Below are 17,202 nucleotides of genomic sequence, written 5' to 3' on the forward strand. Positions count from 1 at the left end.
TGTGGCTTCCCCGCACGACTTCCCCCTGCTCCCTCCCGGCTTCCGCTTCGGCACGAGCACGGCGAGCTACCAGATCGAGGGCGCGGTGGCCGAGGACGGCCGTGGCCCGAGCATCTGGGACACCTTCGCCGCGGAGCCTGGGCGCGTCGCCGGCGGCGCCACCGGCGAGGTCGCGTGCGACCACTACCACCGTGTCGACGAGGACGTCGCGCTGATGAAGGAGCTGGGCACGGGCGGCTACCGCTTCTCGATCGCCTGGCCGCGCATCCAGCCGACCGGTCGCGGGCAGGCCAACGAGAAGGGCCTGGCGTTCTACGACCGGCTCATCGACACCCTGCTCGCCAACGGCCAGGAGCCGATGGTCACGCTCTACCACTGGGACCTGCCGCAGGCGCTGGAGGACGACGGCGGCTGGCTCAACCGCGACACGGTGGATCGCTTCGCCGACTACGCCGCGATCGTGGGCGAGCGGTTCGCCGACCGCGTCGCGCACTGGATCCCGGTCAACGAGCCCAACGTCGCCTCGATCCTCGGCTACGGGCTCGGCACCCACGCCCCCGGCAAGGCGATGCTGTTCGACTGCCTGCCGGCCGCCCACCACCTGCTCCTGGCCCACGGTCGCGCGGCCATCGAGCTGCGCAAGGCCGGTGCGACGTCGGTCGGGTGCGCCAACAACCACGCCCCGATCTGGCCCGCCAGCGACGACGACGCCGACGTCGGGATGAGCAAGATCTTCGACGCGCTGTGGAACGGCACGTTCCTCGAGCCGATGCTGCTCGGGCGCTACCCGGTCGACCTGATGCCGCTCTTCGAGGACGTGATGGCGGACGGCGACCTCGCCACGATCCGCCAGCCGCTCGACTTCTACGGCGTCAACTACTACAACCCGATGAAGGTCGCCGCGGCCGACGAGGATGCCGAGATCCCCTTCGACCTGCGCGAGGTCGTCGGCTACCCGACCACCGACTTCGGCTGGCCGATCGTGCCCGACGCGCTGCGCGAGTGGCTGGTCATGTTCCGCGCCCGCTTCCGCGCCGCGCTGCCGCCGATCGTGATCACCGAGTCCGGCTGCAGCTACAACGTCGGCCCCGACGCGGACGGCGTCGTCGACGACCAGGCGCGTATCGACTACCTCCGCGCCCACGTGAACGCCGTCTCCGAGGCCGTCCAGCGCGGCGTCGACGTCCGTGGCTACTACTGCTGGTCGCTGATGGACAACTTCGAGTGGGCCGAGGGCTACACCCAGCGCTTCGGCCTCGTGCACGTCGACTACGACACCCTCCAGCGGACGCGCAAGAAGTCCTTCCACTGGTACGCCGACCTGATCAAGGCCCAGCCCCAGCACCTCTGAGACATCTGAGGACGCCGCGCACGTCACGGAGGCCCGAACCCGTTCACCGCGTCCTCAGACATCGGTGGTTGACTTCCGGGCATGGCCGACGACCGACCCGTCCCCGACCGGCCGGGTGCCCCAGGCAGCGACGGCGGCTTCTCGGGTGGCCGGTCGAGCAACCACGGCATGACCTGGGTGGCGCTCGCCCTGCTGCTGCTGATGGTCGTCGTGGTCGGGTGGCGGCTCTTCGACTTCTGGGACAGCCGGCAGCCGCCGTCCGGCGTCGACACCCAGCAGGCGACGGTCGTCGGCTTCGAGGAGCTCGGTCCCAGCCGGGCCGGCCAGGAGTCGACGGAGTACTCCTCGATCGTCTTCGAGCTGCCCGACGGCGAGCAGGCCTCCGCCCTCTACGAGCTGCGCCGCCTCGGCGACGTCGAGAAGGGCGACGAGATCACCGTCTACGAGCAGGGCGGCGAGTGGCGTACGACGGTGGAGCGGGCGTGGGGCTCGACGCTCGGGTGGGCCCTCGGGATGGTCGCCCTGCTCGCACTGGTCGCCGGCTGGTTCCGGGTGAGGTCGAGGGCGAAGAAGGACGAATCGCCCGTCTGACGCGGGTTTCCGGGTTCAGGGCGTGCCGCCGCCCGGGCCCAGCAGGAGCGGGCCACCCCCGAGCACCGATCGGTGCCCGACGCCCCCGATAGGCTCCGATCATGACCGAGCCCACCAGCCGCCGCGTCGTGTTCGTCGTCGGCTCGGGGCGCAGCGGCACGAGCACGATGGCCGGCACCCTGCGCACCCTGGGCCTGCACGTGCCCCAGCCGGAGGTGGTCGCCGACGCGACCAACCCCAAGGGCTTCGGCGAGCCACGCTGGGTGGTCGACCTGCATGCCGAGCTGCTGGCCCGGAGCAACGTCCAGGTCTCCGACGCCCGGCCCCGTGCGTGGCTCGACACCGGCACGACCAGCGGCGACCACGCCACCCGGGAGCGCGTCACCGCGTGGCTGGACCGGCAGTTCGACCTCGGGGACGAGCTCGTCATCAAGGACCCCCGCGCGGCCTGGTTCCTCGGCCTGTGGCGGGCGGCCGCCGACCGCTGCGGCGCCACGTCGTCGTACGTCACCATGCTGCGCCCGGTGACCGAGGTCGTCGGCTCCAAGCAGACCTACTACGGCCGGATGGGAGCCGGTTCCGACCAGGGCGCGGTCACCCGCACCGCCGCGTGGATCAACATCATGCTCCACACCGAGCGGGCCACGCGCGGCCAGCAGCGGGCGTTCGTCCACTACGGCGACCTGCTCGAGGACTGGACGCAGCCGGTGTTCGCGCTCGGCGAGGCCTTCGACCTCGCCGCGGTGAAGACCGCGATGGCCGTCGACATCGCCGAGGTGCACCGCTTCATCGACCCGTCGCTGCGGCGGGTGACGATGACGTGGGACGACATCGGCGTGCCCGCGCGGCTCCGGGAGCTCGCCGACGAGACCTGGGAGGTGCTCGACGCGATCGCCCTCGACGACTCGACCGCCCACCAGGAGCGGTGCGACCAGCTGCGGGCTGCCTACTCCGAGCAGTACGCCGAGGCGGAGGCGTTCGCGCACTCGACGGTCGTCTCCCAGCGGCGCGCGGCCGCGGTGGAGGCCCGGCGCGAGGCCGGGGCGGCGGGCGAGCCCCGCAGCGGCGCCGACCGCCTGCCCCACGCCGTCCGCGCGATGGTGCCGCCCGCGGCCCGGCAGAAGCTGCGCAAGGCGATCGGCCGGGAGCGCTCGTCCCAGCAGGATCGGACCTGATGCCCGACATCGCCTCCCTCGAGGGGGACCCGGCATACGACGTGACGTGGCCCTGGACGTCCGGCGAACCGCTGGTCCCCGGGCTGACCTGCGTCTTCCGGGTCCGCAACGAGGCGCGCAACCTGCCGTGGGTGCTGCCGCCGATCTTCGCGGCCGTGCAGCACGTGCTGCTCGTCGACAACGGCTCGGACGACGGCACGGCCGACGTCGCGCGCGCAGTGGCCGAGGAGTGCGGCGCCGCCGACCGGCTGACCGTCCTCGACTACCCCCACCGCGTCTCGCGCGCCGGCGGCGAGCACCTCGCGACCCCCGCGACGAGCGTCCACTCGCTGACCCACTTCTACAACTGGTGCTTCTCCCACGTCCGCACGACCTACTCGATGAAGTGGGACGGCGACATGGTGCTCACGCCGGAGGGCGCGGGCATCCTGCGCGACCTGTCGTGGCAGCTGCAGTCCACGCGCGCGATCGTCGCGATGCCGCGCCACCCGCTGACCGTCGTCGACGAGTCGACCGGCTGGCTCGACCTGTCGCTGCGGTTCCTCGAGCCGTGGATCTATCCCATGGGACCGGACTTCACGTTCGTGAAGGCCTTCGACTGGGAGCTCCGGGAGTTCCCGCCGGGCGTCGAGCGCATCGTGCTCCAGCAGGGCCTCGTGCTCGAGGTGAAGTGGCTCGACGCCGACGAGTACGCCCACTGGCGGCGCGACGGCGTCGACTTCACCAACACCCGGCTCTACCGCAAGCTGCGGGAGTTCGAGGTCGACGAGGCCATCCGCAACGGCGACCCCGAGGCGCTGGGCGGGCTGGTCAGGGTCACCGCGCCCGAGGGCGTCCACATCATCGACCACGTCAGCCGCGACTGGCTCTGGCGCCAGCCCCGACCGCTCGTGCAGCACTCGCTGCCTGCCACTCTGAAGCACCGAGACCTCAAGGAGCGCGCACGACCGTGACGCATCCCCTCCACGACCTCCGGCTGCCCGGCCCCACGCTGGTCCTGGTCGACGACTCCGACAGCCTCGCGCTCGACGCGCTGCAGGGCATCGAGGACCTGCCCGGCATCGAGCCGACCATCGTGCCGCTGTCCACGCTCGACGGTCCCCGCAAGGGCTGGGGCTCGGTGCTCGTCGTCGCGGCCGACCGGGCTCGCCTGCGGCGGATGGCCAGCGCCGTACCCCTCCTCGGCCAGTGCAAGGCCGTCGCCTGCTGGCTCACCGACGCACCCACGCCCTGGGTGCTGGTGCCGCGCCCGGAATGGCCGCGACTCGTCCACCTCGCCGCCCGTGAGGCCGACGACCGTGGGGTGCTCACCGTCGCCCGGTTCGCCTCCGGCGCCCGGGCGCAGCACGTCGTCATGGAAATGGCCCGCCAGGCAGCCGGCCCCGGCGACACCACCCACGGCGGCCTCGTCGTGTCGTACGCCGGTCGCCCAGCCGCCCCCGGTCTCGACGCCCGGGCGGTGCTGCTGCCCGACGTCTCGGGTGCCGGCGACGCCGAGCGCGACGTGCCGCCCGACGTGGTCGTCGCACGCCGCGGCGGGGACGTGGCTGAGCACCACGTCATCGACCGCGCGCCGACCGTCGTCACCGACCCCGGCCCCGAGCCCGTCGACGAGCTGGTCTTCAACCCGATCGGCTTCCGCAAGGACTGGGACCACCCCGTCGTCGACCTCGCCCGGCTGGTCGCCGGTTCGGGTCGCGGCCCGGTCACCGAGGACGTCGTCGCCGCGGCCCGCGCCTTCCAGGGCGTACGCCTGCCGGCCGACACGAGCACCGCCGACCTGCTCGCGCTGGCGATGTCCGGGGTGCCGGTGGTCACCGAGGGCGTGCTCGACGTGGCTCCGCCGCTCGCCGCCGCGCTCGACGCGACGGTCGACCTCGACGACGCGCTGCGCCGCGAGGAGCACAGCCTCGCCGTGCGTCGCGTCGCCTTCGACCACCACTCCACCCTGGCGTGGCGCTCGGCGCTCGCCTCGCGCGCCGGCGTCCGCCACGTCGGCCTGCCGGCGGTCAGCGCGCTGCTGTCGACCAAGCGGCCCGAGATGCTCGACTTCGCGCTGCGGCAGGTCGCGCGGCAGCGGGGCGCGGAGGTCGAGCTGGTGCTGGCCGCGCACGGCTTCGAGCCCGACCGCGACGCCGTACGCCGTGCGCTCGGCGACCGGCCGCACCAGGTGCTGACCTTCGATGCGTCGACGTTCTTCGGAGACGTCCTCACCGCCGCGGCGCAGGCCGCGTCGAGCGAGGTGCTGCTCAAGGTCGACGACGACGACTGGTACTCGCCCGACGCCGTGCACGACCTGCTGATGGCGCGCCGGTTCTCCGGCGCGGACGTGGTCGGGATGCCGTCGGAGTTCGTCTACCTCCACGCGAACAACGAGCGTGACGACCTCACCATCCGGCGCAACCACCCCTCGGAGCTCTTCGCCCGCTTCGTCGCCGGCGGCACGCTCCTGCTCGACCGCGGGCTGCTCCATTCGCTCGGCGACTTCCGCCGCGTGCGGAAGTACGTCGACGCCCAGCTGCTCGCCGGGGTCGAGGCGTCCGGCGGCCGGATCTACCGCACCCACGGCCTCGGCTACGTCCTGCGGCGCACCGGAGCGGGACACACCTGGCAGCGTGACGACGAGGAGTTCCGCCGACCTGACATCGTGGCCTCCGAGTGGGAGGGCTTCCAGCCGAGCCTGGCGCTCGAGGTCGACCCGCTCGACCGGCCTGACGGGGGGAGGTAGGACATGGCACGGCAGCCGGTGGTGCGCCACAACGACTGGGGGTCGCTCACCCCGCCGACCCTCGGCGGGTGGGAGCCGACGCTGTCGGTGACGGTCGTCGTGCCGACGTTCAACTACCAGCGCACGTTGCCCTACGTCCTCGCCGCGCTCGCCGGACAGTCCTACCCCTCGCACCTGCTCGAGGTGCTCGTCGTCGACGACCAGAGCTCGCCGCCGCAGGAGCTGCCCGACGTACGACCCGACAACACGCGGCTGATCCGGGTCGAGGAGGGCTGGGGGCGCGCCAACGCGTGCCACCTCGGCGCGCTCGCGGCCGACGGCGACGTCCTGCACTGGTACGACGCCGACATGCTCGCCCACCGCGAGGAGGTCGAGGCCCACGCGCGCTGGCACCACCTCGTGGACTACGCCGTCCCGGGCGGGCACAAGCTCTTCGTCGACCCGGCCTCCCTGCTGGAGGTCGACCCCGCCGTCGTGCGCGACCGGGTGGCCGCCGGAGAGGCGGGCGAGCTGTTCCCGGGGCAGGAGCACGAGCCGCACCAGTGGGTCGAGGACTACTGGGCCAAGACCCACGACCTCCGCGAGGCCGGGCCGCGCGCCCAACGCTTCCACATCGGCATGACCGGCTCGGTGACCAAGGCGCTCTACCTCGACTCCGACGGCTTCGACCGCACCCTGCGCCTCGGCGAGGACATGCACCTCGGACACTCGCTCGCCCAGGCCGGCGGCGTGTTCGTGGTCGACCGCGAGGCGCGCAGCTGGCACCTCGGCCGCTCGCAGGTGCTGCGCCGCGCCGAGCAGGTCAACCGGTTCAACGACCCCTACCTCGCCGACCTCGTGCCGACGATGCGTCCCAAGCGCAACCGCCACGGGCGCGCCTACCAGGTGCCCTACCTCGAGGTCGTCCTCGAGGCCGGTCCCGCCGACGAGACGATCCACCTCGTCGACTCGCTGCTCGACGGCGACGTCCCCGACCTGCGGGTGACGGTCGTCGGGCCCTGGTCGACCGTGCACGAGGACCGCGTGCAGCCGGTCGAGGACCCGGTGCTGGAGACCCGCCTGGTGCACCGGTCCTTCCTCCACGAGCCGCGGGTGCGCCTCGTCCAGCAGGCGCCGTCACGCTCAGACGCGGAGTTCGTGCTCACTCTCCCCGACGCCTCGCTCGCCCCGCAGCCCGCCGCCGTGGCCGCCCTCCTCGACGACCTCGAGCGCACCCACCACGGCGTCCGCGTGCTGTCGTACGACTCGGGCGCGGCCGCGCGGCTCGAGCGCACCTCCGCGCTGGCTCGCGTCAGGCGTCTCGCCGGTCCCGACGACGACCGCGAGGCGCTGCTCGACGAGTCGTTCGGCGTGAAGACCTATCCCGCGACGTCGGTCGGCTGGGTGCCCGTCGCCGATCGCGTGGTCGAGCGCTTCGTCCTCGGTGCCCGCCCCGCGATGGACCCCGACAAGTCGGAGAAGCGCCTCCACAAGTCCCTCGACAAAGCCGCCGAACGATCGGTCGACGAGCGATCGGTCGACGCGCCCGGGCCGGCCGTCGCTCCGGTCGAGGAGGAGCACCGGCGCGGGCTCTTCGGCCGCCGCCGCTGACCCGCCGAGCGAGGAAGTGCCCGGTCAGTCGGCGCCGAAGAGGTCGCGGGTGTAGACCTTGTCGGCCACGTCGCGGAGCTCGTCGACCATCCGGTTGGCGACGATGACGTCGGCGCGCTCCTTGAAGGCGGCGAGGTCGGCGGTGACCTCCGACCCGAACCACGAGTCGACCTGGAGCTCGGGCTCGTAGACGACGACCTCGACGCCCTTGCCCTTGAGCCGCTTCATGATCCCCTGCACCGACGACTCGCGGAAGTTGTCCGACCCGGCCTTCATGATCAGCCGGTGGATTCCCACGACCTCCGGGGCGCGGTCGAGGATGTCGAAGGCGATGAAGTCCTTGCGCGTCGTGTTGGCGTCGACGATCGCGGAGATCAGCGTCTGCGGGACGTCGGAGTAGTTGGCCAGCAGCTGCTTGGTGTCCTTGGGCAGGCAGTAGCCGCCGTAGCCGAAGGACGGGTTGTTGTAGTGGGTGCCGATCCGCGGGTCGAGGCCGACGCCGTCGATGATCTGCCGGCTGTCGAGGCCGCGGGAGAGGGCGAAGGAGTCGAGCTCGTTGAAGTAGGCGACCCGCATCGCGAGGTAGGTGTTGGCGAAGAGCTTGATCGCCTCGGCCTCGGTGGGCTCGGTGAAGAGGACGGGTACGTCGTCGGCGTCGGCGCCCTTGACGAGCAGCTCGGCGAACGCTCGCGCCCGCTCGGAGTCCTCGCCGACCACGATCCGCGCGGGGTGGAGGTTGTCGTGCAGCGCGCGCCCCTCGCGCAGGAACTCGGGGGAGAAGATCACGTCCGGGATCCCCAGCCGCTCGCGCACGTCCTCGATGTAGCCCACCGGCACGGTCGACTTCACGACCATCGTGGCGCCGGGCTCGATCCGGTGGACGTCGCGCATGACGGCTTCGATCGAGCTGGTGTCGAAGTAGTTGGTGACCGGGTCGTAGTTGGTCGGCGTCGCGATGATCACGAAGTCGGCGCCGGTGTGGGCCTCCTCCGCATCGGTCGTGAAGGTGACGTCCAGCTCCTCCTCGGCCAGGAAGCGCGAGATGTCGTCGTCGTGGATCGGGCTCTCGCCCCGGCGCAGCCTGTCGATCCGCGGGGCGTCGAGGTCGAGGCCGACGACGGTGTTGTGCCGGGCGAGCAGCACGGCCATGGACAGGCCGACGTAGCCGAGGCCCGCGACGGAGATCTTCGTGGTCACGCGGTCAGTGTGCCGTACGTCCGGCCGGCAGGACCGCGAACCACGGCTCCGACCAGCCCGCGACTCGCAGGGCGCCGCGGTCGAAGGCGGCGCGCGTGATCGTCACCGGACCTCCGCTCGCGGGGTCGTACGCCGCCAGAGCCGCGTGGTCCCCGCCGACGACCAGGACGACGTGGCGCGGCAGCGTCCGGTTGCCGACGTAGAGCGGCACGGCGTGACCCAGCCCGACGGCGTGCACCACGTCGTCGTACGCCTCAGCGCGGTGCCGCGGCGAGACGGCGAGCACGCGGTGGCGGGTGCCCGGGGCGGACGTCCCGCCGGTGACGGTGAGCTCGTGGGCGAGCGCCCAGGGGGCCGTGCCGAGGGCCCGCGGCCACCCGACCTGCAGCGCGCCGGAGGCGCCGTACCAGCGGCTGGTGCGCACGTGCGTGGCGAGCACCTCGTCGGCGAAGCGGCGCCGGCGCGGCCGTGGGTCACGCGTGCGGCCGGCGACCTCGCCGGTCTCGAGCCACCGGGCGTAGTCGTGGTCGCCCAGCATGCGCGCCACGACGAGGCACGCCGAGCCGCACGTGGTGCGGTCGGGCTGGACGAGCCCGGCGTGGAGGTCGCGACGGGTGGAAGCGAGCGGGGCAGGCGCGACGACCTGGTGGGGCCGCCGAACGATGGCGGCCCGCACCAGGTCGACTGTGCCGACCAGCAGGTGCTCGAGCAGGCGCATGAGGCATGTCTACCGGGCCTGCCCGGGCGGGAGGGTCAGCCGCGTTCGGAGGAGTCCCCGGTGACGACGACGTAGAACCGCTTGCGGGTGCCGTCGGCGGTGACGGTGCCGTCGCTGTTGCGCGGGCTGACCACCAGGTGGTTGGTGTTGCCGGTGCCGGGGGGTGCGCAGTTGACGACGCCGGGCTGGCACATCGCGGCCGAGATCTCGCCGGCGAACTCCGGGTTGGCGTCCGCACCCGTCGCACGGCCGTTGGTGACGGCGTCGCCGTTCTGGTCCACGGTGTTCTGCAGGGCGACGACGGCCAGGACGCCGTTGTTGGTGAGGTTCTCACCGGCGTCGATGTAGACGTTGCCGTTGGCACGGAGCCCGGTGGTGTCGGGGCCGGCCGCGGCGAGGGTCGGGTAGGCGGCGGTCACGGAGAAGCCGCCAGACTGCGCGACGATGGCGCCGGTCGCGTCGACGAGCGCCCACCGCCCGACCCCGGCGGGGCCCTGATCGCCCTTCGGACCGGCAGGCAGCTGGCCCTCCTTGAAGTCCCGGGAGCGGAGCGATCCGTCCTTGACCTGACGGGCCCCGATCGTGCTGTTCTTGATGTCCTTGCCCTGGATGGTCTTGTTCTTGATGTCCTTGGACTGGATCGAGTTGTTGCGGATGTCGTCGGAGCCGATCAGCCCCGCTGCGTACGACGTCCCGGTGGACGCCACGACGAGCGCCATCACGGAGACGGCCATGGAGGGGGAGGGGCGGCGGAGAGAGGGGAAGCGCATCGGTCTGGGACCCTTCGTCGAGATGTCCGCCGGGACCGGCGGCTCCTCCTGTGTTCGGAGTGAGCCGGGTCACGGATTGATGAGAGTCCTCTCATCTGCCTCTCACGGAAGGGCTTGGGCCGCACTGGCAGGGTCTGATCCATGGGTATGGCAAAGAAGATCGCGGCCTTCGGCATCGCCAAGAAGGTCTACGACGAGGCGCGCAAGCCTCACAACCAGGCCAAGATCAAGCAGGCCGTGCAGAAGGTGCAGGAGCGCCGCGGCGGCAAGCGCTACTGAGCGGCCGCAGCTGAGCCTCGTGGGCGCCGGCGCAGGCCGGCGTCCCAGGCGTACGCCGCCAGGCCGAGGAGCACGGGCCACAGTGCTGCCCGCTCGAGCGCTCCTGCCGCCCGGCCCTCGCCGGAGGCCACGAACCCCACCGCCGCCGAGGCCGTGAGCACACCGGTGGCCAGCAGGGCGTTGCCGAGTCGCGGCCGCTCCCGGCGCACCTGACGGCCGAGCAGCACCAGCGCCAGCGGCTGGGCGACGAACAGCGGCGTCGCGGCGAGCGCGTGCAGCGTGGCGTCCTGGTCGAGCGGCGCCAGCCCCGTGGCGTACGAGCTCAGTCCCGACACCACGAGCAGTCCGGTCACCCACGGCCCGAGCTGCTTCGTGAGCAGCAGTGCGCCGCCGGCCAGCGCGACGCCGTAGACCATGAAGGCGCCGTTCATCACCTCGTGGCGCGGCGAGCAGTACGCCGCCGTGCACCCGACCTCGCCGAGCCGGCTGACCGAGTCGGCGACGAAGCTGTAGCCGCCCGTCGTGGCGGCGGCCGTGACGACCTCGGCAGCGATGTAGGTGGGCCGCAGCAGGAGGACGAGCGCGCCGAGCAGGGCGGCGCGCGACGGGGTGGCGGGCACGCGGCCAACGTACGGGCACGAGCCCATCACTCAGGGTGGGAGGGCGTTGCCACGTCCCGGTGGTCGGCGTAGGACTGGAGGATGACCACCACACCAGTCGAGCCCGACTCCGACCCCGAGATCGTGCCCTCCGGCGACCCGGCCCTCGACCCGATCGACCCGGGCGAGGTACCCGACTCGCCCATCCCCGAGACCCAGCCCGCCGGCGACCTGTGACGGTCGTCGCAGTCCTGCTTATGCTCGCCCCATGACCATCCAGCAGTCGACCGACCTCACCCACGCCGCGATGCTGGGGCTGGGCGTGCACCGGCCCGCGCGGGTCGTGACCAACGCCGAGGTCTGCGAGGTCCTGGACTCCTCCGACGAGTGGATCCAGACCCGGTCGGGCATCCGGACCCGCCGCTTCGCCGCCGAGGACGAGACCCTCATCGGCATGTCGATCTCGGCGGCCGAGAAGGCGCTGCAGGCCGCCGGGGTGGGTGCGGAGCAGGTCGGCTGCGTCATCGTCGCGACCTCGACCCACCCCGAGCACACCCCCGCCTCGGCCCCCCAGGTCGCCTCCGCGCTCGGCATCACGGCGGCGGCGTTCGACATCTCCGCGGGGTGCGCGGGCTTCTGCCACGCGCTCAACCTGGCTGCGTCGATGGTGCGCGCCGGCGCCGAGAGCCACGTGCTGGTCATCGGCGTGGAGCAGCTGAGCCGCTTCATGGACCCGACCGACCGGGGCACCGCGTTCATCTTCGCCGACGGTGCCGGTGCGGTCGTGGTGGGTCCGTCCGAGGCGGCCGGGATCGGGCCCACGGCCTGGGGCTCCGACGGCTCGCAGGCCCACGTCATCACCCAGACGCCGAGCTGCCTCGGCGGCCACTCGGGGCGCGAGGGCGCCGACCACCCGGTGGTCCAGATGGAGGGCACCGCGGTCTTCCGCTGGGCGCCGTTCGCGATGGCGAAGGTCGCGCACGAGGCGCTCGACCTGGCCGGCGTCTCGGTCGACGAACTCGACGCCTTCATCCCGCACCAGGCCAACCTGCGGATCACCCAGACCCTCGCCAAGAACATCCAGCTCCCCGACTCCGTCGCCATCGCCACCGACGTGGTCGACTCGGGCAACACCTCGGCCGCCTCGGTGCCGCTCGCCATGGAGGCGATGCTGCGCAAGGGCGAGGCGGCGGCCGGCGACACCGCGCTCCTGATCGCGTTCGGTGCCGGGCTGAGCTACGCCGGCCAGGTCGTCACGGTCCCGCCGCTCGCCCAGGGGTAGGTCCTGGTCCGGGCTGGTCCTGCCACCAGGCGGTCACGGGGTCCCGGCTAGGTTCGGGCGATGGCACATCGGTGGATCGCGACCCGTCCTGGCGGCCTCGACGTCTTCGTGTTCGAGGAGCACGACGTCCCAGTCCCGCAGGCGGGAGAGGTCACGATCTCCGTCCGCGCCGCCGGGATGAACCCAGCGGACGCCAAGCACGTGGCCACCGGCGCCGGCGACTTCCCGAGGGCGATCGGGTACGAGGTCGCTGGGGTCGTCACCGCGGTCGGACCGGGGGCCGAGATCGGCTCGGGTCCGGTGGCGGTGGGGGACGAGGTCCTCGCCTTCCGCATCAGCGGCGGCTGGGCGACCGAGGTGACCGTGCCGGCGCAGGACGTCTTCGCCAAGCCGCCATCCCTGTCCTTCGGCGAGGCCGCCAACCTGCTGCTCGCCGGCACGACCGCCGCCGAGATGCTGCACGTGGTCGGCGTCTCGCGCGGCGACACGATCGTGGTGCACGGTGCGTCCGGTGCCGTCGGCGTCAGCGTGCTGCAGCAGGCCGCGTGGCTCGGCGCCCGGGTGATCGGCACGGCCAGCCCGTCCAACCACGACGTCGTACTCCGCTTCGGCGGCGACCCGGTCGCCTACGGGGAAGGACTCGCGGAGCGCGTGCGCGCCGCCGCACCGGAGGGCGTCGCCGCGGCGCTCGACTGCGTGGGCACCGAGGAAGCAGTCGCGGTGTCCCTGGCCCTGGTTGCCGACCGCGGTCGCATCGTCACGATCGCGGCCGCGGACCGGGCGCGTGACGAGGGCTTCCTGGCCATCGCGGGTGCGCGGCCCGCGAGCCGTGACTTCCGCGCGTCCGTGCGGGCCGACCTGGTGCAGCGGGCGGGAGCCGGCGAGCTCGTCGTGCCCGTGGCCCGCTCGTTCCCGCTGGCCGACGCCCTCGCCGCGACCGAGCTGCTGATGGGCCAGCACCCGGGTGGAAAGCTCGTGCTCGTGCCCTGACGCGACTCAGCCCGAGAGGTCCGGACGGGCGAGGCGGTCCGCCACGACCGTCCACACGTCCGGGTCGAACCCCATCCCGAGGTGCGTCGACGACACCTCGACGTGCTCGGCCGACGGCGTCGCGCGGTCGATGCACGCCTGCCACGAGACGACGCCGTCGCGGCGGGAGAAGAGCACCGTGAGCGGCACCCGGATCGGGGAGGAGGCGTCGAGCCGGCGGGCGACGCGGTCGGCGTCCGCGTCGGCCCCGGCGTTCGAGGAGCGAGCGACGCTCGTGTGACGGGCGCCGCCGGCCACCGGCGTGCCGTAGGTGACGACGCGTCGTACGGCGTCCGGGTGGCGTCGCGCCACCTCCCGCGCGATGACGCCCCCGAGGCTCCACCCGACCAGCGAGGCCGGCTCGCCGGTCTCGTCGACGAGCTCGAGCACACGGGTCGACAGCCGCTCGACGTCGCGGCGCGGGTCGCCGGTGTTGGTGCCGAAGCCCCAGCCGCGGGCGTCGTACCCGAGCCGGGTGAGGTAGGCCCGCAGCGGCGCGCCCGTGAGCTCGGGGGCCTTCCAGCCGGGGATGTCGACCACGAGGTGGCCGTCGCCGCGGGGCGCCGCCGCGAGCCGGGGGAGGGCCGCGACCAGGCGGGCCGCGTCGAGCGGCGCCGCGAGCTCGCCGACCATCGTCCACGGCGTCGGCGGGCCGTCGGGGCGGGCGAGGTCACGGGCGTCGTCGCGGGCCCTGGCACGGGACCGGAGGCCGGTGGCGGAGAGCACGGACGCGCCGGCGGGCCAGGTGCGGGAGGGCATGTCGGGGACTGTACGTCGACGGGTGGCGGTCGATGGTCGCGCAATCGATGGTTGCGCATCCTTCGTCGACGGGCGTACGCTGACGAGCAACCAAGAGTTGCGGGAGGCTGTCATGGAGCTGGGAACGATCGAGCGGGAGCTCTACGTCGAGGCGACCCCCGCGGTCGTCTTCGAGGTGGTGAGCGACCCGGCCCACGTGAAGCAGTGGTGGTCCGACGACGCGCGCTACGAGACCGTCGTCGGGTCGGAGGGCGAGATCCTGTTCGCCGACGCTGATGGCGGGAAGGTCGAGGCGTTCACCGTCGTGGAGGTGCAGCCGCCCACCCGCTTCTCCTTCCGCTGGACCCACCCGGCGGGGGAGGAGGCGGTGGAGGGCAACTCGCTGCTCGTCACCTTCGAGCTCGTCGCCCAGGGCGCGGGCACGCTGGTGCGCTTCCGGGAGACCGGCTTCCGCGAGCGGGGCTGGACCGCCGCCGTGCAGCAGGCGACCTACGAGGACCACGTCCACGGGTGGGACTACTTCCTGCCGCGCCTCGTCACGCACGCCGCAGCGCTGGACGCCCGGCCATGACGGAGGCAGTCGACGACGCGCTCTGGTCGGCGATCGGCGACCCCACCCGGCGCCAGATGATCGACCTGCTCCTCGCGGCCGGGTCGGCCACGTCGACGTCGTTGAGCGAACGGCTCCCGGTCAGCCGGCAGGCGGTCGCGAAGCACCTGGTCGTGCTCGATCGGGTCGGCCTCGTGCACGGGCAGACGGCCGGCCGGGAACGGCACTACCGGATCGACGAGGAGCAGCTGTCCCGCGCGCTGGCGCAGCTCGAGGCCGTGAGCACGGCCTGGGACGGCCGGCTCCGCCGGATCAAGCGCCTCGCCGAGGCGCTTCAGGAGGAGCGCGAGGACTGAATCCTCCGGCGGACCCTCCGCCCCCACACGAAAGGATCGACATGAACGACCTGACCCACACCTTCACCGTGGACGCGACGCCGCAGGCTGCCTACGAGGCCATCATCGACGTCCGCTCCTGGTGGGGCGCGACCAACATCGTCGGCGCCACCGACCAGCTGGGAGCCGACTGGTTCTACCTGGTGCCGGACCTCCACTACTCCAAGCAGCACACCGCCGAGCTCGTCCCCGGCGAGCGGGTGGTGTGGGAGTTCACCGACGGACACCTCGGATTCATCGCCGACAAGGGCGAGTGGATCGGGACGACGGCCCGCTTCGACATCGCCGCCGACGACGGCCGGACGCGGGTGACGTTCACGCACGAGGGTCTTGCGGCGGGCGACCAGTGCTTCGACGTCTGTCACGACGCCTGGCGGCACTACATCACCGACAGCCTCCGTCAGCGGATCCTGACCGGCCACGGCACGATGCGTACCCGCGAGGAGGACCTGGCGGCCGTGGGCCAGCACGCCGGGGCTCGGCAGTAGGGGCACTGGGACGGGGCCCGGGCCGCACAAGTCGGGTGCACGTCGCCGCGTGCGCGGGCTAGCCTCGAGTCCTCGCCCCACCCCTGGGGCGGACGGGCTCCGCAGGCTCGACCTGCGCGGCGACCGTGATCCGTGAACAGTGGTCCGACCACATCGGCAGGGGTTGCCCGGCGGCCGGGTCTCCGACCCGGCCCGTCGGTGCCGGGCGCCCGATCCGCACACGTGTGGCGGTTGTGGCCCTCGATCGTGACGTCCGGGGGCAACATCCCGGACACGTGTGGCGGTCGTGGCCCGTACGAGATCGGCGAGCGTCCGCTCACATCGTCGCGGCGACGGCCCGGAGCGCGGCGAGGTCCGCCCGGTCCTTCTCGCCGCCCGCGTCGTCGGGCCGCGGGACGCCCTTGCCCTCGAGCATCTTCTCCAGCGTCAGCACGCGGACCCGGAGGTGGCCGAGCGGGCGGCGGACGTGGTCCAGCGGTCCGGTGGACAGCACGATCGGCTGTCCCGGCACGGGTACGACGACCCGGCCCTGGTCGTCGGTCTCGACGAACGTCAGCTGCAGGGCGTACCCGTCCCCGGCGTACTCGGTGCCGACCAGGTCGTCGTCACGGGGCGTGTGGACCCAGCCGGCCGCGGTGAGCGCTGCGTCGACCCCGGCCTCGTCAGCGCGCTGGACGAGGACGTCGATGTCCTCGTGCGCGCGGGTGACGCGACCGACCCACAGGTCCACGGCCCACCCGCCGAAGAACCAGTGCTCGAGGCCGGCCGAGTCCAGGGCGTCGGCGGCGCCGGCGAGCGCAGCCGTTTGCGGCGTCAGCTCCAGCGACGGCTCACCCATCCGTGTCCCGCTTCCTCGGTCCGTGTCTTCGGCCAGAGTCCTCCGCGCCACGAGGCGCTGGCAAGGGGGCGGACCGCCGGTCCGGACCGGGAGGACGTCAGCCGCGCAGACGCACGGACAGGCAGGTGACGCAGCCCTCGAGCTTCTCGTACTCGGTGACGTCGACGGCCACCACGCGCAGTCCGCGCTCCTCGTACAGGGCACGCGTCCGGGGGGCAGCCGAGGACATCAGCACGGTCGCCTCGTCGAGCAGCACGACGTGCGAGCCCGGCTCCTCCGGGACGGCGAGGAACGAGTCCCACACGGACGGGTCGTCGACGACCTCGTCCCACCCGACGACGGTGCCGTCGGGCAGCGCGGTGACCGCCGACTTGAGGTGCAGCGCCTTGGTCAGGGGGACGGCCACCACGGAGGCGCCGAGCGGTGCGAGGTGCGCGGCGAGCTGGTCGATGCCGGCCTGGTTGGTGCGTCCGCCGAGACCGACCCAGACCGTGCCGTCGTGCTTGAGGACGTCCCCGCCGTCCAGGGTGCCGGGCGACTCGATGCGGGCGATCCGGAAGCCCAGGTCGCGCAGCGTCTGCTCGGTGCCCTCGACCTCGGCCTTGCGCTCGTCCGCGCCGGGGCGCGTGAGGACGGCGAGGTCGCCGTACATCACCACGGTGTCCTCGACGAAGACCGAGTCGGGGCAGTCCGGTGCCGGCGGGACCTCGATCGTCTCCCAGCCCTCGGCCTGCAGCGCGGCGACGTACGCCTCCCACTGGCGCTGCGCGAGGTCGACGTCGACCGGGACGCGGTCGAGGTGGGTCAGCAGGCCTTCGGCGAGGCGGGGGCTGGGGCGGCGGACGAGGGCGCGACGGTTCACC

At 72.8% G+C, this 17,202-nt stretch carries 20 protein-coding genes; 13 read left to right on the top strand and 7 right to left on the bottom strand.

Annotated features, from left to right (window positions below):
• The first annotated feature begins 1 nt into the window (after position 1).
• From JOD65_RS03910 to JOD65_RS03935, 6 genes are all read left to right on the top strand, one after another.
• Positions 2–1,351, top strand: a complete 1,350-nt coding sequence (locus JOD65_RS03910; protein WP_307820915.1) for a GH1 family beta-glucosidase — start codon at positions 2–4, stop codon at positions 1,349–1,351.
• Positions 1,352–1,432: 81 nt separating this feature from the next.
• Complete coding sequence (locus tag JOD65_RS03915; RefSeq protein WP_191193659.1) at positions 1,433–1,942, top strand: hypothetical protein; 510 nt, start codon at positions 1,433–1,435, stop codon at positions 1,940–1,942.
• Positions 1,943–2,043: 101 nt separating this feature from the next.
• Positions 2,044–3,117 carry a sulfotransferase family protein gene (locus tag JOD65_RS03920; protein ID WP_191193658.1) on the top strand — a complete coding sequence of 358 codons (1,074 nt, stop codon included), beginning with the start codon at positions 2,044–2,046 and terminating at the stop codon, positions 3,115–3,117.
• A complete protein-coding gene (locus JOD65_RS03925) occupies positions 3,117–4,070 on the top strand; it encodes a glycosyltransferase family protein (protein ID WP_191193657.1) in 954 nt (317 codons plus the stop codon). The genes JOD65_RS03920 and JOD65_RS03925 overlap by 1 nt, the downstream gene beginning before the upstream one ends.
• On the top strand, positions 4,067–5,845 hold the full coding sequence (locus JOD65_RS03930) for a glycosyltransferase family protein (RefSeq protein ID WP_191193656.1): 1,779 nt from the start codon (positions 4,067–4,069) through the stop codon (positions 5,843–5,845). The genes JOD65_RS03925 and JOD65_RS03930 overlap by 4 nt, the downstream gene beginning before the upstream one ends.
• A gap of 3 nt (positions 5,846–5,848) precedes the next feature.
• A complete protein-coding gene (locus tag JOD65_RS03935) occupies positions 5,849–7,435 on the top strand; it encodes a glycosyltransferase family A protein (RefSeq protein WP_191193655.1) in 1,587 nt (528 codons plus the stop codon).
• 24 nt (positions 7,436–7,459) lie between these two features.
• Here the strand turns inward: JOD65_RS03935 and JOD65_RS03940 are convergent, their stop codons facing one another.
• The 3 genes from JOD65_RS03940 to JOD65_RS03950 are packed head-to-tail and all read right to left on the bottom strand — an operon-like array spanning position 7,460 to position 10,120.
• Positions 7,460–8,590, bottom strand: coding sequence for a nucleotide sugar dehydrogenase (locus JOD65_RS03940; RefSeq protein ID WP_224747339.1), 1,131 nt, complete (start codon positions 8,588–8,590; stop codon positions 7,460–7,462).
• 46 nt (positions 8,591–8,636) lie between these two features.
• On the bottom strand, positions 8,637–9,350 hold the full coding sequence (locus tag JOD65_RS03945) for a hypothetical protein (protein ID WP_191193654.1): 714 nt from the start codon (positions 9,348–9,350) through the stop codon (positions 8,637–8,639).
• Positions 9,351–9,385: 35 nt separating this feature from the next.
• Positions 9,386–10,120, bottom strand: coding sequence for a hypothetical protein (locus tag JOD65_RS03950; protein WP_191193653.1), 735 nt, complete (start codon positions 10,118–10,120; stop codon positions 9,386–9,388).
• Positions 10,121–10,261: 141 nt separating this feature from the next.
• Here JOD65_RS03950 and JOD65_RS03955 point away from each other — a divergent pair, with 141 nt between their 5' ends.
• Positions 10,262–10,399 carry a hypothetical protein gene (locus JOD65_RS03955; RefSeq protein WP_191193652.1) on the top strand — a complete coding sequence of 46 codons (138 nt, stop codon included), beginning with the start codon at positions 10,262–10,264 and terminating at the stop codon, positions 10,397–10,399.
• On the opposite strand, the gene JOD65_RS03960 is transcribed toward JOD65_RS03955, so the two are convergent.
• Positions 10,393–11,019 carry a DUF998 domain-containing protein gene (locus tag JOD65_RS03960; protein ID WP_191193651.1) on the bottom strand — a complete coding sequence of 209 codons (627 nt, stop codon included), beginning with the start codon at positions 11,017–11,019 and terminating at the stop codon, positions 10,393–10,395. The two genes, JOD65_RS03955 and JOD65_RS03960, sit on opposite strands and share 7 nt — an antisense overlap.
• An 81-nt stretch (positions 11,020–11,100) precedes the next feature.
• On the opposite strand from JOD65_RS03960, the gene JOD65_RS23605 reads away from it, so the two are divergent.
• From JOD65_RS23605 to JOD65_RS03970, 3 genes are read left to right on the top strand one after another with little or no spacing between them, the layout of a single operon-like run.
• Positions 11,101–11,235, top strand: a complete 135-nt coding sequence (locus JOD65_RS23605; RefSeq protein ID WP_263575283.1) for a hypothetical protein — start codon at positions 11,101–11,103, stop codon at positions 11,233–11,235.
• A 31-nt stretch (positions 11,236–11,266) separates the two neighbouring features.
• Complete coding sequence (locus JOD65_RS03965; protein WP_191193650.1) at positions 11,267–12,280, top strand: beta-ketoacyl-ACP synthase III; 1,014 nt, start codon at positions 11,267–11,269, stop codon at positions 12,278–12,280.
• Between the two features lie 60 nt (positions 12,281–12,340).
• Entirely contained in the window at positions 12,341–13,270 is a 930-nt protein-coding gene (locus tag JOD65_RS03970) for an NADP-dependent oxidoreductase (RefSeq protein WP_191193649.1), read from the top strand.
• A gap of 6 nt (positions 13,271–13,276) precedes the next feature.
• Here JOD65_RS03970 and JOD65_RS03975 read toward each other — a convergent pair whose 3' ends face one another.
• Positions 13,277–14,068 carry an alpha/beta fold hydrolase gene (locus tag JOD65_RS03975; RefSeq protein ID WP_191193648.1) on the bottom strand — a complete coding sequence of 264 codons (792 nt, stop codon included), beginning with the start codon at positions 14,066–14,068 and terminating at the stop codon, positions 13,277–13,279.
• Positions 14,069–14,180: 112 nt separating this feature from the next.
• Here JOD65_RS03975 and JOD65_RS03980 point away from each other — a divergent pair, with 112 nt between their 5' ends.
• The 3 genes from JOD65_RS03980 to JOD65_RS03990 are packed head-to-tail and all read left to right on the top strand — an operon-like array spanning position 14,181 to position 15,501.
• Positions 14,181–14,639, top strand: coding sequence for an SRPBCC domain-containing protein (locus tag JOD65_RS03980; RefSeq protein WP_191193647.1), 459 nt, complete (start codon positions 14,181–14,183; stop codon positions 14,637–14,639).
• A complete protein-coding gene (locus JOD65_RS03985; protein WP_191193646.1) occupies positions 14,636–14,974 on the top strand; it encodes an ArsR/SmtB family transcription factor in 339 nt (112 codons plus the stop codon). The genes JOD65_RS03980 and JOD65_RS03985 overlap by 4 nt, the downstream gene beginning before the upstream one ends.
• Before the next feature lie 41 nt (positions 14,975–15,015).
• Positions 15,016–15,501 (top strand): SRPBCC family protein, encoded by a 486-nt coding sequence (locus JOD65_RS03990; RefSeq protein ID WP_191193645.1) that lies wholly within the window; start codon positions 15,016–15,018, stop codon positions 15,499–15,501.
• Between the two features lie 316 nt (positions 15,502–15,817).
• On the opposite strand, the gene JOD65_RS03995 is transcribed toward JOD65_RS03990, so the two are convergent.
• Both JOD65_RS03995 and ddaH read right to left on the bottom strand, forming a co-directional pair.
• A complete protein-coding gene (locus JOD65_RS03995; RefSeq protein ID WP_191193644.1) occupies positions 15,818–16,339 on the bottom strand; it encodes a nucleotidyltransferase domain-containing protein in 522 nt (173 codons plus the stop codon).
• 97 nt (positions 16,340–16,436) lie between these two features.
• On the bottom strand, positions 16,437–17,201 hold the full coding sequence (gene ddaH, locus JOD65_RS04000; protein ID WP_191193643.1) for a dimethylargininase: 765 nt from the start codon (positions 17,199–17,201) through the stop codon (positions 16,437–16,439).
• Position 17,202 lies beyond the last annotated feature (1 nt).

The organism is Nocardioides cavernae, from assembly GCF_016907475.1.
GTDB classification, from domain to species: Bacteria; Actinomycetota; Actinomycetes; order Propionibacteriales; family Nocardioidaceae; genus Nocardioides; species Nocardioides cavernae.

What these genes read in the sequence shown, in the direction of transcription:
- JOD65_RS03915 (WP_191193659.1), top strand. Translation starts at nt 1,433, where the DNA reads ATGGCCGACGACCGACCCGTCCCCGACCGGCCGGGTGCCCCAGGCAGC.
- JOD65_RS03920 (WP_191193658.1), top strand. Translation starts at nt 2,044, where the DNA reads ATGACCGAGCCCACCAGCCGCCGCGTCGTGTTCGTCGTCGGCTCGGGG.
- JOD65_RS03925 (WP_191193657.1), top strand. Translation starts at nt 3,117, where the DNA reads ATGCCCGACATCGCCTCCCTCGAGGGGGACCCGGCATACGACGTGACG.
- JOD65_RS03935 (WP_191193655.1), top strand. Translation starts at nt 5,849, where the DNA reads ATGGCACGGCAGCCGGTGGTGCGCCACAACGACTGGGGGTCGCTCACC.
- JOD65_RS03945 (WP_191193654.1), bottom strand. Translation starts at nt 9,350, where the DNA reads ATGCGCCTGCTCGAGCACCTGCTGGTCGGCACAGTCGACCTGGTGCGG.
- JOD65_RS03950 (WP_191193653.1), bottom strand. Translation starts at nt 10,120, where the DNA reads ATGCGCTTCCCCTCTCTCCGCCGCCCCTCCCCCTCCATGGCCGTCTCC.
- JOD65_RS03955 (WP_191193652.1), top strand. Translation starts at nt 10,262, where the DNA reads ATGGGTATGGCAAAGAAGATCGCGGCCTTCGGCATCGCCAAGAAGGTC.
- JOD65_RS23605 (WP_263575283.1), top strand. Translation starts at nt 11,101, where the DNA reads ATGACCACCACACCAGTCGAGCCCGACTCCGACCCCGAGATCGTGCCC.
- JOD65_RS03965 (WP_191193650.1), top strand. Translation starts at nt 11,267, where the DNA reads ATGACCATCCAGCAGTCGACCGACCTCACCCACGCCGCGATGCTGGGG.
- JOD65_RS03970 (WP_191193649.1), top strand. Translation starts at nt 12,341, where the DNA reads ATGGCACATCGGTGGATCGCGACCCGTCCTGGCGGCCTCGACGTCTTC.
- JOD65_RS03975 (WP_191193648.1), bottom strand. Translation starts at nt 14,068, where the DNA reads ATGCCCTCCCGCACCTGGCCCGCCGGCGCGTCCGTGCTCTCCGCCACC.
- JOD65_RS03980 (WP_191193647.1), top strand. Translation starts at nt 14,181, where the DNA reads ATGGAGCTGGGAACGATCGAGCGGGAGCTCTACGTCGAGGCGACCCCC.
- JOD65_RS03985 (WP_191193646.1), top strand. Translation starts at nt 14,636, where the DNA reads ATGACGGAGGCAGTCGACGACGCGCTCTGGTCGGCGATCGGCGACCCC.
- JOD65_RS03990 (WP_191193645.1), top strand. Translation starts at nt 15,016, where the DNA reads ATGAACGACCTGACCCACACCTTCACCGTGGACGCGACGCCGCAGGCT.
- JOD65_RS03995 (WP_191193644.1), bottom strand. Translation starts at nt 16,339, where the DNA reads ATGGGTGAGCCGTCGCTGGAGCTGACGCCGCAAACGGCTGCGCTCGCC.